The organism is Xylocopilactobacillus apis, assembly GCF_033095965.1.
In the GTDB taxonomy this organism is placed as follows: Bacteria; Bacillota; Bacilli; order Lactobacillales; family Lactobacillaceae; genus Xylocopilactobacillus; species Xylocopilactobacillus apis.
The window spans coordinates 211433-232438 of record NZ_AP026801.1 but is presented as its reverse complement, the minus strand read 5'-3'; the positions used below and the strand labels follow the sequence as shown (position 1 = coordinate 232438).

25 protein-coding genes are annotated in these 21006 nt (G+C 34.4%); 15 read left to right on the top strand and 10 right to left on the bottom strand.

The genetic code is table 11. From position 1 onward, the window contains the following. Window positions 1–14 precede the first annotated feature (14 nt). Both R8749_RS00995 and R8749_RS00990 read right to left on the bottom strand, forming a co-directional pair. On the bottom strand, window positions 15–1202 hold the full coding sequence (locus R8749_RS00995; protein WP_317697135.1) for an ABC transporter substrate-binding protein: 1188 nt from the start codon (window positions 1200–1202) through the stop codon (window positions 15–17). A gap of 141 nt (window positions 1203–1343) precedes the next feature. After that, window positions 1344–2528: an ABC transporter substrate-binding protein gene (locus R8749_RS00990; RefSeq protein WP_317697133.1), complete on the bottom strand. Its 1185-nt coding sequence runs from the start codon at window positions 2526–2528 to the stop codon at window positions 1344–1346. A 214-nt stretch (window positions 2529–2742) separates the two neighbouring features. Here R8749_RS00990 and opp3b point away from each other — a divergent pair, with 214 nt between their 5' ends. The 4 genes from opp3b to R8749_RS00970 are packed head-to-tail and all read left to right on the top strand — an operon-like array spanning window position 2743 to window position 6595. Further along, window positions 2743–3684 (top strand): oligopeptide ABC transporter permease, encoded by a 942-nt coding sequence (gene opp3b, locus R8749_RS00985; protein ID WP_317697132.1) that lies wholly within the window; start codon window positions 2743–2745, stop codon window positions 3682–3684. After that, window positions 3671–4672: an ABC transporter permease gene (locus R8749_RS00980; protein ID WP_317697131.1), complete on the top strand. Its 1002-nt coding sequence runs from the start codon at window positions 3671–3673 to the stop codon at window positions 4670–4672. Before opp3b ends, R8749_RS00980 begins: the two co-directional genes overlap by 14 nt. Window positions 4673–4674: 2 nt before the next feature. Beyond that, a complete protein-coding gene (locus R8749_RS00975; protein WP_317697130.1) occupies window positions 4675–5718 on the top strand; it encodes an ABC transporter ATP-binding protein in 1044 nt (347 codons plus the stop codon). Beyond that, the gene (locus R8749_RS00970) at window positions 5705–6595 is read left to right on the top strand and encodes an ABC transporter ATP-binding protein (RefSeq protein ID WP_317697129.1); all 891 of its coding nucleotides are present in this window, start codon (window positions 5705–5707) and stop codon (window positions 6593–6595) included. Before R8749_RS00975 ends, R8749_RS00970 begins: the two co-directional genes overlap by 14 nt. Before the next feature lie 40 nt (window positions 6596–6635). On the opposite strand, the gene R8749_RS00965 is transcribed toward R8749_RS00970, so the two are convergent. The 3 genes from R8749_RS00965 to R8749_RS00955 form a co-directional block, all read right to left on the bottom strand. Then, window positions 6636–6914: a hypothetical protein gene (locus R8749_RS00965; RefSeq protein ID WP_317697128.1), complete on the bottom strand. Its 279-nt coding sequence runs from the start codon at window positions 6912–6914 to the stop codon at window positions 6636–6638. Between the two features lie 126 nt (window positions 6915–7040). Then, entirely contained in the window at window positions 7041–7655 is a 615-nt protein-coding gene (locus R8749_RS00960; protein WP_317697127.1) for a TVP38/TMEM64 family protein, read from the bottom strand. Then, entirely contained in the window at window positions 7652–8512 is an 861-nt protein-coding gene (locus tag R8749_RS00955; protein WP_317697126.1) for a hypothetical protein, read from the bottom strand. Before R8749_RS00955 ends, R8749_RS00960 begins: the two co-directional genes overlap by 4 nt. A 120-nt stretch (window positions 8513–8632) precedes the next feature. Between R8749_RS00955 and R8749_RS00950 the strand changes: the two genes are divergently transcribed. From R8749_RS00950 to R8749_RS00915, 8 genes are all read left to right on the top strand, one after another. Next, entirely contained in the window at window positions 8633–9127 is a 495-nt protein-coding gene (locus tag R8749_RS00950; RefSeq protein WP_317697124.1) for a QueT transporter family protein, read from the top strand. A 12-nt stretch (window positions 9128–9139) separates the two neighbouring features. Then, a complete protein-coding gene (locus tag R8749_RS00945) occupies window positions 9140–10087 on the top strand; it encodes an ABC transporter ATP-binding protein (protein WP_317697122.1) in 948 nt (315 codons plus the stop codon). Then, window positions 10084–10848 carry an ABC transporter permease gene (locus R8749_RS00940; RefSeq protein ID WP_317697120.1) on the top strand — a complete coding sequence of 255 codons (765 nt, stop codon included), beginning with the start codon at window positions 10084–10086 and terminating at the stop codon, window positions 10846–10848. Before R8749_RS00945 ends, R8749_RS00940 begins: the two co-directional genes overlap by 4 nt. A 65-nt stretch (window positions 10849–10913) precedes the next feature. Next, entirely contained in the window at window positions 10914–11951 is a 1038-nt protein-coding gene (locus R8749_RS00935) for a glycoside hydrolase family 73 protein (protein WP_317697117.1), read from the top strand. 144 nt (window positions 11952–12095) lie between these two features. Then, window positions 12096–12365, top strand: a complete 270-nt coding sequence (locus R8749_RS00930) for a hypothetical protein (RefSeq protein ID WP_317697115.1) — start codon at window positions 12096–12098, stop codon at window positions 12363–12365. 17 nt (window positions 12366–12382) lie between these two features. Then, window positions 12383–12676, top strand: coding sequence for a hypothetical protein (locus R8749_RS00925; protein ID WP_317697113.1), 294 nt, complete (start codon window positions 12383–12385; stop codon window positions 12674–12676). A gap of 640 nt (window positions 12677–13316) precedes the next feature. After that, complete coding sequence (locus tag R8749_RS00920; RefSeq protein ID WP_317697111.1) at window positions 13317–14642, top strand: sensor histidine kinase; 1326 nt, start codon at window positions 13317–13319, stop codon at window positions 14640–14642. Continuing rightward, a complete protein-coding gene (locus R8749_RS00915; RefSeq protein ID WP_317697108.1) occupies window positions 14639–15343 on the top strand; it encodes a LytR/AlgR family response regulator transcription factor in 705 nt (234 codons plus the stop codon). The genes R8749_RS00920 and R8749_RS00915 overlap by 4 nt, the downstream gene beginning before the upstream one ends. On the opposite strand, the gene R8749_RS00910 is transcribed toward R8749_RS00915, so the two are convergent. Beyond that, on the bottom strand, window positions 15332–16129 hold the full coding sequence (locus tag R8749_RS00910) for a hypothetical protein (RefSeq protein WP_317697106.1): 798 nt from the start codon (window positions 16127–16129) through the stop codon (window positions 15332–15334). The two genes, R8749_RS00915 and R8749_RS00910, sit on opposite strands and share 12 nt — an antisense overlap. A 252-nt stretch (window positions 16130–16381) precedes the next feature. Here R8749_RS00910 and R8749_RS00905 point away from each other — a divergent pair, with 252 nt between their 5' ends. Further along, window positions 16382–16831 (top strand): phosphatase PAP2 family protein, encoded by a 450-nt coding sequence (locus R8749_RS00905; RefSeq protein ID WP_331678451.1) that lies wholly within the window; start codon window positions 16382–16384, stop codon window positions 16829–16831. 28 nt (window positions 16832–16859) lie between these two features. On the opposite strand, the gene R8749_RS00900 is transcribed toward R8749_RS00905, so the two are convergent. Both R8749_RS00900 and R8749_RS00895 read right to left on the bottom strand, forming a co-directional pair. Continuing rightward, window positions 16860–17474 (bottom strand): DUF1269 domain-containing protein, encoded by a 615-nt coding sequence (locus R8749_RS00900; protein WP_317697101.1) that lies wholly within the window; start codon window positions 17472–17474, stop codon window positions 16860–16862. Between the two features lie 15 nt (window positions 17475–17489). After that, window positions 17490–18014: an HdeD family acid-resistance protein gene (locus R8749_RS00895; RefSeq protein WP_317697099.1), complete on the bottom strand. Its 525-nt coding sequence runs from the start codon at window positions 18012–18014 to the stop codon at window positions 17490–17492. A 175-nt stretch (window positions 18015–18189) separates the two neighbouring features. Between R8749_RS00895 and R8749_RS00890 the strand changes: the two genes are divergently transcribed. Both R8749_RS00890 and R8749_RS00885 read left to right on the top strand, forming a co-directional pair. Then, complete coding sequence (locus tag R8749_RS00890; RefSeq protein WP_317697097.1) at window positions 18190–18828, top strand: TetR/AcrR family transcriptional regulator; 639 nt, start codon at window positions 18190–18192, stop codon at window positions 18826–18828. Between the two features lie 36 nt (window positions 18829–18864). Continuing rightward, complete coding sequence (locus R8749_RS00885) at window positions 18865–19674, top strand: Cof-type HAD-IIB family hydrolase (protein WP_317697095.1); 810 nt, start codon at window positions 18865–18867, stop codon at window positions 19672–19674. A 186-nt stretch (window positions 19675–19860) separates the two neighbouring features. Here the strand turns inward: R8749_RS00885 and R8749_RS00880 are convergent, their stop codons facing one another. Both R8749_RS00880 and R8749_RS00875 read right to left on the bottom strand, forming a co-directional pair. Then, complete coding sequence (locus tag R8749_RS00880; RefSeq protein WP_317697092.1) at window positions 19861–20373, bottom strand: hypothetical protein; 513 nt, start codon at window positions 20371–20373, stop codon at window positions 19861–19863. Continuing rightward, complete coding sequence (locus R8749_RS00875) at window positions 20366–21001, bottom strand: ABC transporter ATP-binding protein (protein WP_317697090.1); 636 nt, start codon at window positions 20999–21001, stop codon at window positions 20366–20368. Before R8749_RS00875 ends, R8749_RS00880 begins: the two co-directional genes overlap by 8 nt. Window positions 21002–21006: the final 5 nt, after the last annotated feature.

The window sequence follows — 21006 nt, the reverse complement described above, 5'->3', positions numbered from 1 at the left end:
TTTCTCCCCATCTACTATCGTACTGCGGCAGCAGATACTTTAACTCCATGATTAAATTTAACAACAATCACATCCTTTTTTGGATTATGATTTTTATCCATGGTCATCGTTCCGGTGACCCCTTCAAAATTAGTTAAGCTGGCCAATCCTTTTGCTACCTTAATAGAATTGACTGACTGTTCTTTTTCCATTGCTGCTTTAATCATATAAACAGCATCATATCCAAGTGCTGTAAAACCAGATGGTTCTTCGCCAAATTTCTTTTTATATGAATTAATAAAAGGTTTTACGCGGTCATTTGCCGGCGCCATGGCATCGAAATGATTTGTATAATAAACGTCAGTCACGTTTTCTTTTCCAGCTAACTTAAATAAGGTATCATCTGAAAAACCATCCGGCCCTAAAATTGCGGCCTTAATTCCTGCTTGACGGGCTTGTTTAATAATTAAACCTGCTTCGTTGTAATATCCTGGGACAAATAATGCTTTAAAGTTTTCACTTTTCAACTTAGTAATCGTTGCATTGAAATCTTTATCCCCCGCTTGATAGTATTGTGTATCAACAATTTTACCTTTATATGCACCTTTGAAAGCCTTAATTAATCCAGCTGAGTAATCAGAAGTTTTATCTCCCAAAATTGCAACCGTGTCAGCCTTCAAATTCTGATATGCATAGTGCGCAAGAATTACTCCTTGATAACTATCAGTATAACAAGCTCTATACGCATCCGGCTGAACACTTCCGTCTTTTTTAAGCGTTAGGGTATCCGCTGTCCCAGCTGGTGCTACCGTTGGAACCGCTGCTTCTGTAGCTTTCGGCAGCGCCGCTGCAAAGCTGGCAGAAACACAAGGACCAACAATTGCTGAAACTTTAGCACTAGAAGCAAGATTTGAAGCTGCCATTGCCGTTTGATAATTATTACTGGTGTCATCTTTGGTAATAAGTTTGATTTTCTTTTTATCACCATTAAGCTTTACTCCACCACTCTCATTAATTTTTTCAACAGCATAGTTAATCCCTTTCAAAGTCGCCTGACCATATGATGCCGCCGTTCCACTAAGCTCAATATTTACTCCAATTAGTACTTCCGAACCCTTCGGCTCGTTTCCTGTTGCCTTAGCTTTCGAGGCACACCCGGTTAAAAAAAGGGTTAATAATGAAGCCAAACAAAGTAGACTTAATATTTGTTTTTCTTTTTTCAATATTTTTCTCCCGCCCTAAAGATTATTAGATTTTATTCTACGGAAAGGTTTTATACATGTCAAATGATAATTATTAGAAAAAATAGCTATAAATGAATGTTTAACGATTTATATGTATAAAGTAAGATTTGTCATAATCATTTACTTAACCGCCGTCGCTGAAACTTTGACTCCGTGGTTAAATTTAACAACGATTACATCTTTTTTTGGATTATGATTTTTATCCATCGTCATTGTTCCCGTCACACCTTTAAAATCCTTAAGATTAGCAAGACCAAGGGCTACTTTCTTGGAATTAGCTGACTGTTCATTTTCAATCGCAGTTTTAATCATATAAACAGCATCATATCCAAGAGCTGTAAAGCCTGATGGCTCTTCTTTAAATTTCTTCTTATAATCTTTAATGAAAGGTTTTACCCGATCATTAGGTACCATTGGATCAAAATGATTTGTATAGTAAATATTTGTTGAATTTTCCTTACCAGCTAATTTAAACAATGTATCATCAGAAAAGCCGTCTGGTCCAAGGATCGCAGCTTTAATTCCGGCTTGACGTGCTTGTTTAATAATTAACCCGGCTTCATTATAATAACCAGGAACAAAAAGGGCTTTAAACTTCTCACCTTTTAACTTTGTAATCGTTGCATTAAAATCCTTATCTCCTGCCTGATAATACTGAGTATCAACAATCTTTCCTTTATATGCACTCTTAAATGCTTTTATTAGTCCAACTGAATAATCAGAAGTTTTATCTCCTAATATTGCAACTGTGTTAGCTTTTAAAACATTATCAGCATAGTGAGCAAGAATTACTCCTTGATAACTATCTGTGTAACAAGCTCGAAAAGCATCTGGCTGAACTTCACCGTTTCTTTGAAGGGTTAATTTATCAGAAGTTCCTTGTGAAGTTAACACTGGAACTGCTGATTCAGTTGCTTTAGGAAGACCTGCTGCCACATTAGCAGAAACACACGGTCCAATAATTGCAGATACCTTCACGCTAGAGGCAAGATTTGAATTTGCCATTGCTGTTTGATAATTATTACTAGTGTTATCTTTCGTAACTAGTTTAATTTTCATTCTTTTTCCCTTAATTTTAATGCCTCCATCGTGATTAATTTGATCACTTGCATAATTAATTCCCTTAAGCGCTGCTTGCCCATAGGCAGCAGCATTTCCACTAAGTTCCAGATTTACACCAATTGATATTTCAGAACCTTTAGGCTCATTACCAATTGTTTGAGGCTTTGCAGCACAACCAACTAAAAAAAAGATAGATAAAGAAAGTAACATAACTAGAACGGAAATTTGTTTCATTTTTTTCATAACTTTTCTCCCGTCTTAAATAAAATGTTAGGCTTTATTCTACGGAAAGGTTACATGCACGTCAATAATAATTATAAAAAAAGATTACGATTATCATAATAATTAATCAAAAAGCTGTATAAAAGTACTTGTAACAAAAGGATATTTTCATTTTTTTCAAATAATTTTACAATTTTGCGGTATAGTAAAATAAACGGTTACAGGAGGGAGGAATATGGTTAAGTATATTTTTAAAAGAATCGGATATATGATTATCACAATGTATATCATTATTACGATTACTTTCTTTTTACTAAAATTAATGCCCGGCTCTCCTTATGCCAATGCAGACAAGTTAACAGCAAGTCAAGTGCACATCCTTAACCAGCAATTTGGTCTAAATGACCCGATTTGGCTTCAATATTTTAAATATCTGGTTAATGTCTTTCACGGAAATTTCGGTACCAGCTTTCAATTTAGTGATCAGCCGGTTTCTCAATTAATATTCTCTAGATTGGGGCCAACGATGCAGTTGACCTTTCAAGCTTTAATTATCGGAACATTTATTGGCATTATTTTAGGTACAATTTCAGCAATTCATCGCAAGACTTGGATTGATACAACTGCAACTTTTTTTGCAATCCTTGGTCGTTCAGTTCCAAACTTTGTATTTGCCGTTATTCTTCAATTTTTTCTTGCCGACAAATGGCATCTTTTACCGGCTGCTTTGTGGAATGGTTTTAGTTACAGCATCCTGCCTACTTTGGCTCTAGCAATGGCACCTCTTGCAAATACTGCCCGCTTTATGCGATCCGAAATGGTTGAAATTCTCCACAGTGACTACATTGAGCTCGCAAAAGCCAAAGGCGACAGTTCATGGGAACTTATTAAAAATCATGCCTTGCGTAATTCGATGGTGCCAATTATTACCGTTACAGGTCCGATGATTGTTGATTTAATGACCGGATCAATGGTTGTTGAAAATATTTTTTCAGTTCCAGGAATCGGCGAACAATTTGTCAAATCAATTACTACTAATGACTACCCCACGATTATGGGATTAACGATTCTTTATTCTTCGATTCTTATATTTGTCACCTTTATTATTGATATATTGTATGTGTTTATCGATCCTCGAATTTCTTTAGAAACGGGAGAAAACTATGAAACTATCTAAAAGCGACTTTGACTTTGCATCAGGCAAAAAAAGCTTTATACAGACCTTTTCTTCCAACAAAACAAATCTTTCATACAATCAGGACGTTCTTAGGCGCTTCAAAAAAAATAAGGTCGCAATAGCTTCCTTAGTGGTTATTATTTTTATTACGGTGGTTTCATTTGTTTCTATCTGGCTTAATCCGACTAATCCTAACCACCAGAATGTATCTTATGCTTATCTTCCACCCAAAATTGGTTCAGGTAAAATTCCTGGATTTACAGGTAAAGTCGGGAGTAGTGATCTATACGCTCTTTCCCACGTTCCAAAATCAACATATTTTGTGATGGGAACAGATTACTTGGGAAGAGATTTATTCTCTCGAATCTTAGCTGGGACCAGACTTTCTTTACTTATTGCATTAATTTCAACAGCAGTGGATTTATTAATTGGCGTAAGCTATGGAGTTATCTCAGGTTATCTCGGAGGCAAAGCTGACCTAATTATGCAGAGATTAATAGAAATTATCTCTTCAATTCCCAGTCTAGTCGTTGTGATCTTAATGCTGCTTGTTTTCAAGCCGGGCTTAATATCAATTATTATTGCGATTGCCTATAGCAGCTGGTTTACAATGGCTCGTTTGACAAGAGCTGCAACTTTAAAAATTAAAAATCAAGACTTTATCTTGGCAGCTAAAAATTTAGGAGTTAGTAAGGTAAGAATTGCTTTTAAACATATTCTGCCAAACATTTCTTCAACCATTATAATTCAGACTATGTTTACAATTCCTTCTGCTATTTTCTTTGAAGCATTTTTAAGCTACATTGGAATTGGAATTCCTGCTCCAAACGCAAGTCTTGGAACGTTGCTTTCTGATGGGCAGCAGGCTTTTCACTATCTGCCATACCAATTATTTTTCCCTGCTTTAATGATCTGCATCATTATGATTTCTTTCAATCTTTTAGGCGATGGATTAAGAGATGCACTTGATCCCGAAATCGAGGAATAAATATGGATAATATTCTTAGTGTTAAAAATCTCTCTGTTAAATTTCATACTCATGCCGGCACGGTCCAGGCGGTTCGTAATCTAAGTTTTGACCTCTTGCCTAATGAAACTTTAGCGATTGTTGGTGAATCAGGGTCTGGAAAATCTGTTACTGTTCGTACAATTTTGAAACTGCTTACTAATAATGAAGAAATAATCGATGGAAAAATTATATTTCAGGATCAAGACCTTTTAAAGCTTAAAGAACGTGAATTGGAAAAAATTCGCGGCAACAATATTTCAATCATCATGCAAGATCCTTTAACATCATTGGATCCCACAATGAAGATCGGTTATCAAATTGCGGAAAGTTTTGAAATTCATCATCATGATCGAAAAAAAAGTAAATCTAAAGCAACTGAACTTTTAAAACTTGTCGGAATTCAAAATGCAGAACAAAGGTTTAATGATTATCCTCATCAGTTTTCCGGCGGGCAACGACAGAGAATTGTTATTGCCAGCGCTTTAATTAATAATCCTGAAATTTTAATTGCTGACGAACCAACCACAGCTCTGGACGTTACCGTACAGGCTCAAATCATTAACCTAATTAAAAAACTGCAGCAGACAATGATTTTTATCACTCACGATCTTGGAACGGTCGCTGGAATTGCTGACCGAATTGCCGTGATGTATGCTGGAAAAATTGTTGAAATCGGTTTGGTTGACGAAATTTTTTACGATCCCCGTCACCCTTACACCTGGGGACTTTTAAATTCAATGCCAGATCTTCAGCTTGATAAAAGAACGCGGCTAAAAACAATTGAAGGAACGCCGCCGAGCTTGATTAATCCACCAATTGGTGATGCCTTTGCACCAAGAAATCCTTATGCTTTAAAAATTGATTTTAAAAAACAGCCCCCATTTTTTAAGGTCAGCCCCACTCATTATGCAGCCACTTGGCTTTTACATCCTGATGCACCTAAGATTTTATTGCCCAAAGAGATTTCAGATCGTCATAAATATTACCAAGAGCTGCTAAAGGAAAAATCTGATGAACCTATATGAAATTAAAAATTTAACCAAAACTTTTAATCGTGGAAAAAAAAATGAAATAAAAGCAATCGACAATGTTTCATTTAGCATTAAAAAAGGTGAAACATTAGGACTCGTTGGAGAAACTGGTTCCGGCAAGTCAACTATCGGAAAAACTTTAATTCATCTGTTAAAACCCTCCTCGGGCCAGATTCTGTATGCGGGAGAAGATATTAATACATTTAAAAGAGATCAACTAAAATCATTTCATAAAGACGTTCAAATGATTTTTCAAGATCCTTTGTCTTCTTTAGATCCTAGAATGAAGGTAAAAGATATTATTGCTGAAGGAATTGATACATTTAAGTTGATCCCTTCAAAAGATCAACGTGATCAAAAAATCGCTGAACTTCTAACAATGGTTGGGTTAGATCAAAGATCTGCTGATCAGTATCCATTTGAATTTTCTGGCGGTCAGCGGCAAAGAGTTAGCATTGCTAGAACTTTAGCAGTTGAACCCAAAGTAATTATTGCCGACGAACCGATTGCTTCACTTGATGTTTCCATTCAAGCACAAATCGTAAATCTTCTGGCAGACTTACAGCAAAAATATCAATTAACATATTTATTTATTGCGCACGATCTTTCAATGGTTAAATATATTTCTGATCGAATCGCTGTGATGAATCAGGGACAAATTGTTGAACTAGCACCGGCTGAAAAAATTTATCGTCATCCAATACACCCTTATACACAAAATCTTTTAGCATCTGTTCCTGTCCCTGATCCTGATTATGAACGCAATCGCCAACAAGTCTCTTCTAATAATCAACTAAAAATCAATCCTCTGCCTGGCAAATTAGTAGAAATCGAACCCAATCACTTTGTTCTTCAAAAAAAACAGGACTGAAAAATCCTGTTTTTTTTTTAAATAAAAAGCTACCTTAATATTATTCATCTTTTAAGGCAGCACCATCTTCAAAATCAATATATTTTAAATTAAGTTCGTTAAAATCTTTTCGATCTATTAAATATCTGATTTTTAAAAGCAAGTATAACTCATCGTATTCTTTTACGATTTCCTTTTGCATTAAGAGCAAGTCAGGTGCAATACATTCTATCGTAGATTCAGGTATTTTATCTTGGATCTGTTTAATAGACTTTTGTAAAATCTCGTAAATAGAAAACAAGTGCTTAGCTCGCCTAATATTATCCTGCTCCCCTTTCAATACTATTACTCCCTTACAACTGAACTTGACATCTCATCTGTCAATATATTCAGTATAAGGGAAAAAATCCTTAAAAAGTTGCATTCTCATGCAATTTTTTTTTAAATATTGAACTTTGTAAAAAAATTAGTGCTGCCAACTACGAATTAGTTTACTTAAGAAGTCTCCGCCATAAACCAAAACAAAACTATAAGACAGAATTGTTGGAATCTTGCATATTAAAATAATACAAATAAATTGGCGATATGTCATCTCAGTTAATCCCGCCACCAAACATAAAATATCATCAGGTGCAAAAGGTGCGGCAATCATAATTGCGAAAAGCCAAAGAAAGCGATTATTTTTACTAGCCATTTTTTCATATTTCTCGTAGGTTTCAGGCTTCGCAACGTATTGAATAAATTTTTTACCGTACCGACGAGCTAAATAAAAATTAATCAACGAGCCGAGACAAATACTTAGGTAATTATAAATGAAGCCCCAAAATGGACCAAATACAATAACTCCGACCCCTAAAGTGATTCCTCCTGGAATGATTGGTACTACAACTTGAAAAATCTGTAGAAAAATAAAAATTGCAACTTTGATAACTTCATTACGTCCAAGAAGAGCAATCATTTTCTTACGATCAGTAAAAATACCAGTTTGCAATGCCCAGATAGTTAAAATTACCGTCACAACAATCGCAACAATAGAAAAAATACTAATAAATTTACGACTAGTCTCCGGTTTTAACTTCATTTTTTTCCTTTTATTTTAACTGGTTCATCAGAAAATCTTGTCTGTACCCAAGTGATTATTACAATTACTAGTAACGCGACAACGAATACTGCTATTGACGTCAAGGAATTAAACGCAAATGAACTAAAGATTGCCATGATTAAAATTGGAATTAAAGTTGCATTCGATAAAAATCCAAAGAGATTAACCATCGATTCTTCTTTCTTATTAACGCCAGTTATTATTGATCTAAGCACTAGAATAAAAATCATCCATACTAAGAGAATTCTAAAAATAAAACCAAAAATCCACGTAACCCAAATTGACTGCAAATAAGCTTTAGTATTGGCAGCAAACCAAGATTTCTCAATTTCTTTTTTCAAATTAGAATTTTTGTTATTAAAATTAGAACTATAAGGAAAATCTACCCGACCCAAGGTATATTTCTTTGATTCCGCATTTCTGGCATAAAGAACAATATGTTTTCGATTAAAGACTATTCCTGCCCGTGGTTTTTCTTTTTCCATTTCCTTTTGGGTTAAATTAATCCCCAAATCAAATTTTTGATTTTTTCGGATCCTTTTTGTCCCGTGATAAATAAGCTTACCATCTTCAAATTCCGCAGAAGCAACTGATTTTTGAAATTCCGGATCCTTGGTTTTGTCAGTATAATAAGTCAAACTCGAAGTAATGGCTTTACGGTAATAATTAGGATTAGCCAAATAAATATATGCCCCCACCGTTCCAATGACCGCAAAAAGTATTAGAAAAATGGTATTTTGCCACCATTTATACTTTCGTTTGTAAAACATCTCTTTTGGATTGTAAAATCGCTTAAAAAAATCTAATTTATTCTTTGATTGAACTTGTTCATTCATAAATATATCCTCAATTATCAAAGTATAACACAGTAACAAGTCTAACTAATCAGTCACTAGTTTGACAACCGTGCGCCTTTAACCTAAATTAGATATTGTTATTTATGGAGGAAAATATCTTTGTCGATCAAAAATATTGCAAAGCTGGCCGTCGTTGCCGCTTTATATGTTGTTTTAACTAATATTATTCCGGGAGTAGAGTTTGGACCAGTTCAGTTTAGAATTTCCGAAGCATTGAATTTTCTGATCTTTTATAACTACCGATATATTTATTCCCTTGGAGTAGGATGCGCAGTTGCAAACTTTTTGGGGTCTCCAATAAAATTAGATGTTTTAATCGGTACTGCTCAAACCGTTCTCGTTTTGGCTTTAATCTACTTGATTACTAAAAATATGAAAAACGTGATTGCAAAATACGTCACTCTTGATGTAATTTTTTCACTTTCCATGTTTATCATTGCTTGGGAAATGTGGCTTGATGGAATTGTTAAAAAATCAGTCCTTTTCCCAACATATTTAGGATTAGTATTATCAGAAGCCGTTATTCTTACAATCTCTGGAATCGTTATGTATCTGATTCAGGAAAAGAAATTAATTAATCTTTATTTAGATTAGAAAGTGGGAAAATTGGAAAATACCAACTACCTTGTTGAAGTAAATAATGTGTCTAAGAAGATTCATAATAATCAAATTCTTAACGATATTTCTTTTAAAGTTGCACCAGGCCGAATTTTAGGCTTTTTAGGACCTAACGGTGCTGGTAAAACAACGCTTTTAAGAATCATTACTGGTTTAATGCACCAAACCAGTGGATCGGTTCAAGTTTGCGGTCATGATACTAAGAAGAATTTTGAAAAAGCCGCTTTTAATATTGGAACCATCATTGAAAGTCCTGAATTTTATAACTATATGACGGGATTACAAAATCTGCGGATTTTTGCCGACATGAGCCGCAAGGATATTTCTAATGAAGAATTAATGCAGGATCTTGCTAATACTGGTCTTAAAGGGGCAGAAAAGAAGAAAGTTAAAGGCTATTCACTTGGAATGCGCCAGCGATTGGGTGTTGCTAATGCAACAATGCATAATCCAAAAGTTTTACTTTTAGATGAACCAATGAACGGACTTGATCCTCAGGGAATGAAAGACTTCCGAGATTTAATGAAAAACTTTGTCCAACAGGGCAACAGTATCATTATTTCAAGTCATATTCTTTCAGAAATTCAAGATGTAGTTAATGATCTTTTCATTATAAATAAAGGTCAAAAAATTTATGAAGGTAAGATGAGCGACTTTCTTAGTCGAACTGATTCTGTTATTTACGTTGAAGTCGGCAGTGACGTCCAGCACGCTGAAGCGTTGTTAATTGATAAAGGATACCATGTAACTAATAAACTTAATCGACTTGAAGTTTCTATTAATGAAGAAGACGGCGATCAAAGAGCTGAAATTGCCCGTATCTTAGTTACTAACGACGTTCCTCTTTTAGGGCTGCAGCTTTCACACAGTTCGCTTGAAGATTCATTCCTTAATACCATTACAGCGGATAATCAACAGAAAGGAACTAACGAATGAAATTACTAATAAATGAATGGCGCAAATTTTTCCGCCGCAAGGGAATTTCAATTCCTTTTCCAACACTACAGTTAATCACTACGTTAGCATTTTTTGCAATAATTCGGTTCTCATCGAAATCCCATGATTGGGATATTAATAGTTTTTTTGAGACATCGATGCAAATCTCAATTTCTTTTCTTATTTTGTTAGGAATTCTTTTTGCTTCGACAACGATTACTCGTGAAATGTCTAGCGGAACGATTAAATTTCTCTTAACACGTCCATATGATCGGCACAAAATTTTAATGGCTAAATTTGCTTCAATTGCTATTTTAATGTCTGCTTTCACTTTAGTGTCAATAATTCTTAATTATATTTTTGTATTAATATTTTTCGGACAGGCTCCAGGAATGGACGTGGTATTTAATAAAGGTGGGATTGCAATTTTAACTGTCTTGTTTGAAACTGTGTTCTTCTCATCTTTTGCTTTAATGATCTCAACAGTGATTAACAGTTCCTCAATGGCAACTGCAATTTCAATTGTCTACTATTATGTTATTCCTGGTATTTGGACTGTTATCGCAATGTTATTAAAAATTAAAATTGATAGTTGGGGTTTTAGATTATCACCTTTTTACTCTTACAAGTATTTAACTGATCTGACGAAGTTTAACAGTGACTTTGCAATTACCCTAGCTGCAAATCTTGTTTACATCTGCATTTTCTATTTAATTGCTGATACTTTCTTCAACAAAAAAGACATTTCGTTATCAAATTAAATACAAATCTTTCGATCAACCAAAAATATGTTATCCTTACCTGAGTTAATTTTTTGGAGGAAACCTTGTTTAAAAAGACAAAATTATGCGCTGCTGCCTTGGCACTAGTTTCAATGCCGATAGTTCCAGCAGTAACTGCAGCTTCCCAGACACAAATTGTGCATGCTGCGATAACACCTGCTCAACAAAACTTTATGAATTCAGCTAAACCACATGCAATTAAAATGTCTGACCAGTACGGCCTTTGGACTTCAATCATGATGGCACAAGCAATCATCGAAAGTAATTGGGGAACTTCCAAATTAGGAAGTGCTCCTAACTATAATCTTTTCGGAATTAAGGCAGGAACCGGCTGGACCGGTAAAACTGTTACTTATCCTACTCAGGAATGGGACAAAGCAAGTAATAAATATGTAACAATAAATGCCAAATTCAGAGTTTATAACGACTATTCTGATAGTTTTTCTGATAACGCTCAAAAACTTCGTTATGGACTAACTTGGGATAAGAATTATTACTCCGGAACTTGGCTTGAAAACACTACTACTTATCAGGATTCTGCTAAATGGCTGCAAGGACGCTATGCAACAAGTCCAACGTACGCTAATACATTAATTAATGCAATTAAAACTTACAGTTTAGATCAATACGATCCGAAAGTAGAAAACTTAAATGTTAGTGGGACTGTTAAATATTATCCGGGATACAGCATTAAAGTGTACGACTCATTTGCTGGTATCAGAAAAGAAACTGGCGAACGCTTAGGCGATGGAGCACCAATTGTTGCAAAGAAGAAAATTACTCTTCATGATGGTACATCATTTTACAACATTGGAACTAACAAGTGGATTCCAGCTCAATACGCTGTCTTAAAAGATTCAGTTGGCGAAGTGGCTGAACGCGGAGTCGTAAAAGTAAAGTACGTCCCTGGTTACAGCATCGCAGTTTGGAACAAAGCTACTGCTGGCAAAGCTTTTACCGGTCAGAAATTAAAGCATGGAACTTCTTGGAAGTATTCAGCCAAATATTATATAAACGGTACAACTTGGTACAAGGTCGGAGCCAATCAATGGATTGATGGAACTTACGCCTTACCAGCTTAAATTAATAAAAAGAGTTGATGTTAAAACGTCAGCTCTTTTTTTTTACCTTTTGAGACAATTATTCGACCGTTTAGGACTATTGATGTCCAAATCCAGAAATTAACCTTATATTTTTAGTATCAGAATCAAAGGAAGGTTAATTAGATGTTTAGAAATTTTATGTTTTGCCTATCTTCAATTGGAGTATTTGGTACAACCCAATTACATACCCAGATTGAGTCCCCTCAAACTACTCCTTTTGGCGCTTCACAAATCGTTGTTTCAGAAAAAGAACCTCAATGGCAATGGAGCTGTATAACTAAAGGCTGTGAATACGTAAGTAACATTCATGATTCTTACACTTCTGCTTGTAGATATGCGGTGGCTCATAGTCAAAATTATCGACATGCCATTAAGGTCGTCAAATTACCCTAGTTTAAGGAGAGAGATTCATGTTTACAAAAATTATGTTTTTTATATCGTCAGTTAGTACTTTAAATTCGGCTGCACTAACTCCCGTCGAGACAAATCCTTTTGAAATACCTAAGCTAGAAGTTTCTCAAAAACAAGTTGACGTAAATGAACAAACTTACTGGCAGTGGGAATGCCTTACTAAAGGCTGTGAATACGTGAGTAATATTCACGATTCTTACATATCTGCTTCAAGATACGCATTAGCTCATAGCACAAACTATGAGCACGGTGTCCATGTTTATAAGATAAAGCTGCTCAAAGGTAAATTATAGGCACTGTGTCTGTACTTTTACGATAAAATAAAATTTATACAGTTTTAAAATCACCTCGATTAGATGGTGATTTTTTTGATCTTAATAAATTGTTGTGTTAAATTTAATTTTAAATGTCAAAAAAATAATAAAAATCATTTTTAAAATTTCGTTATTACTATTCTTAGTTTACGAAGTAGAACCTGATATGTCTTCTAATTTAATTGATGGAAATGATTTTCGCTTCAGTATGGTTAAACCTGCTAAATATTACTATTGGAAATGCCGTGATAAAAATTGCGGTTACCGTAGCAAAAAACACGAAGGTTACCTAGAGTCTTCTCGATACGCACTAGATCACAGCTACAAATATATACATCCAGTTGAAGTATTCAAAAAATAAAGGGTTGTATGTCAAAAAAATTAATAAAAATCATTTTAAAAATTTTGTTATTACTATTCTTATTTTATGAAGCAGAACCTCAGATGTCTTCCAATTTAATTTATGGAAATGATTTTCGCTTCAGTATGGTTAAACCCGCTAAATATTACTATTGGAAATGCCTTGATAAAAATTGCGGCTACCACAGTAAAAAACACGAAAGCTACAATGAAGTTGCCCGATATGCAGTAGAACACAGCAACAAATATCGACACCCAATTGAAGTATTTAAAAAATAATTTTGACGGAGAAAATATGCACCTAGTTATTGCTTTTACCCAAGTTTTATTGCTTTGGGGAATCTATTATTCAGTAGCTCGAAAAATCAGTTTATTTGGTTTTGCTTATTCTGTCCTTTACTTTTTCGCATGCTTTGCGTTCTTGACTCGCTTATCTGTATTCATGATTATCCCATTCTTCTTCGTCTATTCTTTACTCAAAAAGTTTTCAATCAGTCAATCAATATTTCTCTCTGTGTATTCAGCTTCTGTTGCATTAATTCTTACTAACTTCGTTGAACAGACCTTTATGATTTTCGTGTCCGACCAAGTTTTCAAAGAATATAATGATATTTTTACGATTATCTCTTTAATCTTACCAATCTTTCTTCATTACATTGTCACCAAAATCTATCGTATTGACTGGCGTTTACTTAATAGAAATAATGAATACATTCAAAAGAAAATTATTAGTCCTTTAAACATCATCATTTCTTTAATTTTTATAATTTTCTTAGGCGTTTATTTCTACGAGTTTTACTATAACCGCCAAGATATTGATTCCAGCCGCTATCTTGTCTTCTTTTTAATTTTTATTTTCTTTGGAATCGAAACTTTTATCAGTCAGAAAATTGATCGATATTTCCAACACGAACTACAAGAAATTAAAGACAAACAGATTCAGCAGCTGGGTTCTTATACCTCAGAAATCGAAGCGATGTATCAAACTTTACGTGGATTTCGTCACGATTATTTAAATATTTTTCTAACACTTAAATCTAGTATTAAAGCTGGTGACATAACAGAAATCCGTCAAATATATGGTGAAATGGAAAATTCGTCTTCCATGGATTTAACGACTGCCGTTGATTTTAGTGACCTTTCTAACGTCAAAAATTCAGCCCTTAAAAGCGTCCTTTATTGGAAATTAACAGAAGCCAAAAAAGATCACATTCAAGTTGAACTAGAAATTGAAGAAGTAATCGATGATTTAGAAGTCGACTTGATTGATCTCGTCCGCATGATTTCCATCTTAATCGATAACGCCACAGAAGAAGCAAAAAAGACCGCTGAACCAATGCTCAAACTTGCTTTATTTAAAAAAGACGAAACTTTGATGTTAGTTATCCAAAACAATACTAACGAAACAAATATTCCGCTTGGTAAAATATTCAATGCTAACTTTTCTACCAAGAAGAATCATCAAGGGATTGGTCTTTATAACCTTAAGAAAATCGTTGATTCCTATGATTTTGTCGAACTTGATACCGAGGTTAGCAATAACTCTTTTACGCAAATTATCTCAATTAACGAAGAACAGCTATGAACATTTTTATCTTAGAAGACGACTTATTCCAAAGAAAGTCACTTGAAAACATTATTAATAATTTTAACTTCAAGATCGACCATTTATTTGCGACCGGCAAGCCAAATAATCTGATCGACTGTATTGAAAGTCAGGATCCCTGTAATCTTTATTTTCTAGACGTCGATATCAAAAACGAGCCTAAAAAAGGACTCGATGTAGCCAAAGCAATTCGTGAAAAAGATGAGGTGGGTGCAATTGTTTTTGTTACAAGCCATTTAGAATTTGCAACTCTCACCTATTCTTATAAAGTCAGTGCTCTGGATTTTATTTCAAAGACCGATCCGCAATTTGAAACCAGAATCAAAGAGAGCCTTGAATATGTTCGTTCAAAACAAAATGATCAAGAACTTGATGACCCTTTTATCTTTGAAAACAAAGCCCGCAAAATTAAAATTCCTTTTTCGGATATTTTGTACTTTGAAACCTCTAATAAACCTCATCAGGTAATTTTAATTTCCAAAAAAAGAAGAACTGAATTTATGGGTAAATTATCTGATTTGGAAAAGTTAGATGATCGATTATATCGCTGCCATAAGTCTTTCTTGATTAATCTGGATAACGTCATTGAAGTAGACAAGAAGAATTTGACTGTTCATTTTGCAAACGAAGAAAAAGCCTTAGTTTCCAGAAGAAAACTCAAGGCTCTATTAGATCGCTAGATCATGGTTCTTTAGCGAATCCTTATTAATGTTAATTGGAATAATTAACACACATCCAAGCGGCATCAAAGCCACCACATAATAGAATAAAGCTGACCACACTAAATTAGTGAATAAAAAGAATAGAAAAGTAAATAACACACTCGACACGATTAAAAATGAATTTCCCCAAATCGTTGAACGATTGGCTCTTTTTCTCAAATTATAGAGATAGAACCAAATACTAAATCCAACAGCTGCAATCCCTAATACATGCAGAAAGTAGTAAATGAAAATTAAGAGCGATTCAGCACCATTGCCCGTTTGATAAGTTAAACTTGCTGAAGGTGCTAAGCTCATAAAATAACTAACCAAAAAGAAAAGCAAATTACCGCTAATGTTGTAGGTTAATGCTTTTGGATCGATGCGTGCTAGCGTCGAAGAATATAGAAATGCTCTTAAAAGTTCATAAATCAGCCAGAAAGTCCCAATCACAAATAATGTAATAAAAAGGACTTGATGACCAGTTAGAAAAGAAAATTTCTGATAGACCCAGACACTAAGAATCACAAAATAACCGCTATATCCTTGCGAAACTCCTGACAACCGCCCTAAAACAACGGCAAAAAGCCAAAAGGCAAACATGGTAATGAAGTTAATAACCTGAAAAACTCCATTATAAATCGAACCCGCATGCGCTAGTGACATCGAGACACAAACTGGGATCATGTATAATAGATAAGCTGCAATAATCCCGTATTTAACATTGTCAGTTTTTTGACTGAGTTTGATAATTTTTTTAATCAATTAATGAAACTCCTGAATAAACATCTTTCTTAAATTATAACTAGAAAAATGAGTTCAGTCACTTTTATATCATGCGAGGAACCCAAAATTCAAAAATTACATCGTTATAAAATTCTTTCACTTTTAAATCTCAGTGCTTTAATCATACTAGCAATCTTGATTAAACTAAAGGTCACTAATTCCTTGGATCAAGCAATTCAAAATTTTGTCAGACCTTTTATCTCTCCTGCCAAAACGCAGGTGATTAGCGAATTGACTAAATTAGCAAGCCCCAAAGTTACCGTTGTTTGGGTCTTTTTGATCTTTATTTTTTTCCTTTATCAAAGAAAAATCCGTAACGGAATCGGCGTAATCGTCATTTTCAGTGGTGGCGGAATCCTTTTATCAATTATTAAACAAGTAATTGCTCGTCAAAGGCCCTTTGAAAGAATGGTACCAGAGGGAACCTACAGCTTTCCTAGTGGGCATACCTTTGGCAGCCTGCTTTTATTATTTACGTTTTTCTATTTAATAGTGCCTTATTTTAATAAACTTAAACCCTTAATCCAAATCACAATGACAATATTTTTCCTATTTATAATTTTTAGCCGAGTTTATTTATTTGTTCATTTTCCAACCGATATTCTAGGCGGAATTTTTTACGCTAGTTTTTGGTGGTATCTTTGCAGTTATTTTGCAGCTAAGTACCGTTTTTGGCAGTAAAAAAAGTTGCTTTCGCAACTCCTAAATTCTAGCTATGATCTTTACCTTCAGTAATTTTTGCAAAACGAGCTTTAATCTCATTGCGAGTCGCAGCAACTTTCTTCTTGAAAGCTTTTTTCTTTTGCAGAACAACTTCATCATGTGCATCTTTTTCTAATTTCTTTTGAGCCTTTTCAGCTGCCAAAATCTTACGATGTACTTCTGAGAAGTCTTCTCGCACAATTTCTTTAACGTCATACTTTTGCAAAAACGTATTTAAATCGTCAGAATTTTCTTCTTGCGCAATCAATACTAAGACCAAACCGCTCTTAGAGCCTTGAACGATTTCCATCATTGTATCTTGTTCGTTATTAGCTGCACTGACATCTCCGGCACTGCCGATCAGCATTCCAATACTGCCGCCTAAGATGACTCCAAGTGGACCGCCTAAAATCCCAATTAAGGCGCCGATTAATCCGCCCTCAGCAAAATTTTCACCATAAGCATCTGCGTCAAAGCCGTCTTTTTGAACATAAGTATTGCCAACTTTTTCAATTAAACGGGCACTTAAAATTGTAAATGAAGAGACACTATTTTTTAAATCCGATAACGCCTGATAAGCTTTTGCATCATCATTGAATGAGACAGAAATTACATTTTCCATGATTCCTCCTGCGAGCTAGAATGCTCGACTAATTAACATAATTCCGAAAATTATCATATAAGCTCCTGCAATATATGCAACCGTAACAGCCCCAATCATTGGAGTGAACAACATGATAACACCCAAGATCAAACCCAATATACCTAGAATCATATTAAATCCGGGATGAAATGATAAAGACGCCATTGAAAGAGAGGTTGCTGAATCAAAGATAAACCAAAAGGCAAACATATAACCAAGCATTACAAACTTATCAACACCTGGAGATGCCATTATTATTACTGCTAAAATCACATCAAGAATTGCATCTATTAATAGAACTCCCGGTTTGGGATAACCGTCTCTTCCGATATCATACCAAAAAATGAAACTCAATATTCCATTAATTAAAATCGCAATTGAGAATAACCAGGTTACAGTTAAAGCAAACTTGGCCGGGTGCATAAAAACTACTAAGCCCAACACTGCCATGATGATGCCAAAAATTAAACTAACCCAGCGGAATTTCTTTCTTGTACCTTCATACTGATCATTTAACATAAACACTGCCTCCAAAGAAAGTGATTACTTACTTTCTTGTTTATTTTCCTTATTATAGAATGTTGTTTTATCAAAGTCAACAGCACTAAAATCTGTTGTTTGTATTAGATTTTTTACATAAATTCCATTATACTTATGGTAAGTATTCACTGAATTTAACATGGAGGTGTTAGAAATGAATAGCGATTTACCAACCGTTTACTTACATGTGAAAGAACTCAACAGTCTCAGTCCCAAACAAAAACTAATTTTTAAAGCTGCCCTCCAACTTTTTGCCCAAAATGGTTTTGCTTCAACTAGCACTCAACAAATCGCAAACGAAGCTAAAGTCTCAGAAGGTACCCTATTTAAGAAGTTTGGCAACAAGCGGGAATTATTAATTGCCATCATCCGGCCGCTTGCTTTAGAATTTCTGCCTGATAATCCCAACGATTTTCTGGATCCTAAGAAAATTAAACTAAAAGATTTTGTTTTCTCATTTATTAACAGTCAAGTGCGTTTTATTGAACGAAATATTTTACCCGTCCAAATTCTAATTAAGGAAATCATCTATAATCAAGAAATTTCCGATATTTTTATTTCTTGGATTCCTGCTCAAAAAATTAATGCTTTAAATAAGGTTTTTAATTTACTAAAAGAAAATGATCAGTTGGTTAATTGGCCTAATCCTGACATTTTACGTTTCTTGTTGACTGAAATGATCGGCTATGTTGCTCAGCATTATTTTCTAATCTGCGAATCAGATTGGGATGACCTTAGTGAAATGACCCGAATCATCAATTTTACAGTAAAAGGTCTAACACCCGAACCTTAAAATTGATATACTGAACTTAAAAACAAGGAGTTTTCAATGAGTGTAAAATTAATTGCCGTTGATATGGATGGAACTTTTTTAGATGATCAAAAACAATATAACCACGAATATTTCGATCAGCTCTATCGAAAAATGAAACAGCAGCATGTTGAGTTTGTTGTCGCAAGCGGCAATCAATATTATCAATTATCAGAATTCTTTGCTCCTTATAAAGAAGAAATCACTTTTGTGGCTGAGAACGGCGGCAACATTTATTTGCATAATGAACCAATCTATCACGCCAAAGTACCCAAAAACGTTAATGCAAAGGTGGCACAAACTCTAAGTCATTACAAACCGGACTTTATTGTTGCCTGTGGATTCAAAAGCGCCTATGCGCTTGATGGACTAACTGACGAAGAGTATAAAATGGCTTCATTTTTCTTCCCTCAAATCCAGAAAGTTCACGCTCTTGAAGACATTGAAGATGACATTATCAAATACTCACTTGATTTTGCAGCTGCCAAAACCTCACCTATCAGAGATCAAATAAACGAAGAATTAAATAACGAATTGGTTTTAGTTCCAACGGGCGGCGGCGGAATTGATTTAATTTTGCCAAAGGTTCATAAAGCCACTGGCATTAAAAAGGTGCAGGAACAGCTAGGAATCGCAGATGACGAAGTAGCAGCTTTTGGTGATAATGGAAACGATAAAGAGATGTTGAACCATGCAAAATATAGTTTTGCGATGGGAAATGCAACCGATGAAATTAAAGGAATTGCAAGAAATGTCATCGGAAATAATAATGACGAAGCAGTTTTGAAAACAATCGATCAGCTGTTAACTGAAAATGAACAAAACTAAAATTGATCCAATCGAAATCATGATTGACCTATTGATTTTGATATTTTTAATTTTAAATCTGACTTCCAGCGCAAAAACAATTACTATTTTGTCTTTGGGGTTCCTTGTTTATCTCAGGACAAAACGAATTGATTCATTATAGCTACAAAAAAGGACTGCTTAAGAAATTGGCAATCCTTTTTTCTATTAATCCAAAACATATACTGCATAGCGTCGCTTGGTTGATTCGTACCGTGAAAAGACCAAATTAAAATCCTTAGACTTCGTTTCAGGCCAAATCTCTGCTGAGATCGTCACAATACTGGTGCCTTTAGGAACATTTTTGATTAATTTACCATTAATCTTAGCTTCAGAAAACATATTAACTGAAGAATTACATCCAGCAGACATATTAAAATCGGCAACATAAAAATTAAAAGTTGGAAATGCTGTGTCCTTTGGTGCATCAACTTTCAACTCGTATGTAATTATTTCTTTCTTTCGATCAACTTTACGCTTTAATACTGAAATTGTGAGTCCATTTGCGCTTAACGGTTTATGAGTAGTTAAGCTTGTGATCTTTAAATCGTTATAAGCATTAACTCTACTTCTTTGAGTAAATCCCAAACCAAAAACAAAAACAATTACAGCAATCACCAAAAAAAATGAAAGTTTAATAAAGTTGTGCTTAATATATTCAAGGATATTTTTTTTATTCAACGATTTGTCCTTCGCTTATATTAAATACCTGATCACTGACTTTAGTTAAAAATGCCTCATCATGACTAGTTAAAAGAACGGTTTTACGCTGCGACTTTAATTTTCCAATTAATTGAACCAAAAATTCCTGCCCTTTCTTATCTAAGCCGTTTGTCGGTTCATCTAAAATAATGATTGGTAGATCATTAATTAATGCACAGCCAATACTAAGACGCTGCTGCATTCCAAGAGAATAATTTTTAACAGTTCTCCGATCGTTTGGATCTAATCCTACTAATCGAAGAATTTCTTCAATTTGATGATATTTGTTGGACTTTGGATCGGCACTCAAAATTAATTGAAGGTTTGTTTTGCCATCAAAAATGGGTAATAATCCTTCTGTCCCAAAAGAGAATCCAATAGTTGGTGCAAATAAAACATCTTTGCGGATTTTTTGTCCCATCACTTCAACCTGACCCGAAGTTGGGTGAACAAATCCAATGATGCTTTTTAATAACATCGTCTTTCCTGAACCATTGGGACCTGCAAAACCATAAACTAACTGCTCATCTAATTCTAAAGAAATATCATTTAGAATCATCTTCTGACCAATTGTTTTATTTATGTGATCTAACTTAATTATTGACATTATTT

Bases quoted from the DNA above. Each gene is read 5' to 3' on its own strand.
- R8749_RS00970 (WP_317697129.1), top strand. From the start codon at position 5,705: ATGAACCTATATGAAATTAAAAATTTAACCAAAACTTTTAATCGTGGA.
- R8749_RS00960 (WP_317697127.1), bottom strand. From the start codon at position 7,655: ATGAAGTTAAAACCGGAGACTAGTCGTAAATTTATTAGTATTTTTTCT.
- R8749_RS00885 (WP_317697095.1), top strand. From the start codon at position 18,865: ATGAGTGTAAAATTAATTGCCGTTGATATGGATGGAACTTTTTTAGAT.
- R8749_RS00915 (WP_317697108.1), top strand. From the start codon at position 14,639: ATGAACATTTTTATCTTAGAAGACGACTTATTCCAAAGAAAGTCACTT.
- R8749_RS00925 (WP_317697113.1), top strand. From the start codon at position 12,383: ATGTTTACAAAAATTATGTTTTTTATATCGTCAGTTAGTACTTTAAAT.
- R8749_RS00875 (WP_317697090.1), bottom strand. From the start codon at position 21,001: ATGTCAATAATTAAGTTAGATCACATAAATAAAACAATTGGTCAGAAG.
- R8749_RS00890 (WP_317697097.1), top strand. From the start codon at position 18,190: ATGAATAGCGATTTACCAACCGTTTACTTACATGTGAAAGAACTCAAC.
- R8749_RS00940 (WP_317697120.1), top strand. From the start codon at position 10,084: ATGAAATTACTAATAAATGAATGGCGCAAATTTTTCCGCCGCAAGGGA.
- R8749_RS00955 (WP_317697126.1), bottom strand. From the start codon at position 8,512: ATGAATGAACAAGTTCAATCAAAGAATAAATTAGATTTTTTTAAGCGA.
- R8749_RS00930 (WP_317697115.1), top strand. From the start codon at position 12,096: ATGTTTAGAAATTTTATGTTTTGCCTATCTTCAATTGGAGTATTTGGT.
- opp3b (WP_317697132.1), top strand. From the start codon at position 2,743: ATGGTTAAGTATATTTTTAAAAGAATCGGATATATGATTATCACAATG.
- R8749_RS00900 (WP_317697101.1), bottom strand. From the start codon at position 17,474: ATGGAAAATGTAATTTCTGTCTCATTCAATGATGATGCAAAAGCTTAT.
- R8749_RS00980 (WP_317697131.1), top strand. From the start codon at position 3,671: ATGAAACTATCTAAAAGCGACTTTGACTTTGCATCAGGCAAAAAAAGC.
- R8749_RS00895 (WP_317697099.1), bottom strand. From the start codon at position 18,014: ATGTTAAATGATCAGTATGAAGGTACAAGAAAGAAATTCCGCTGGGTT.
- R8749_RS00990 (WP_317697133.1), bottom strand. From the start codon at position 2,528: ATGAAAAAAATGAAACAAATTTCCGTTCTAGTTATGTTACTTTCTTTA.
- R8749_RS00975 (WP_317697130.1), top strand. From the start codon at position 4,675: ATGGATAATATTCTTAGTGTTAAAAATCTCTCTGTTAAATTTCATACT.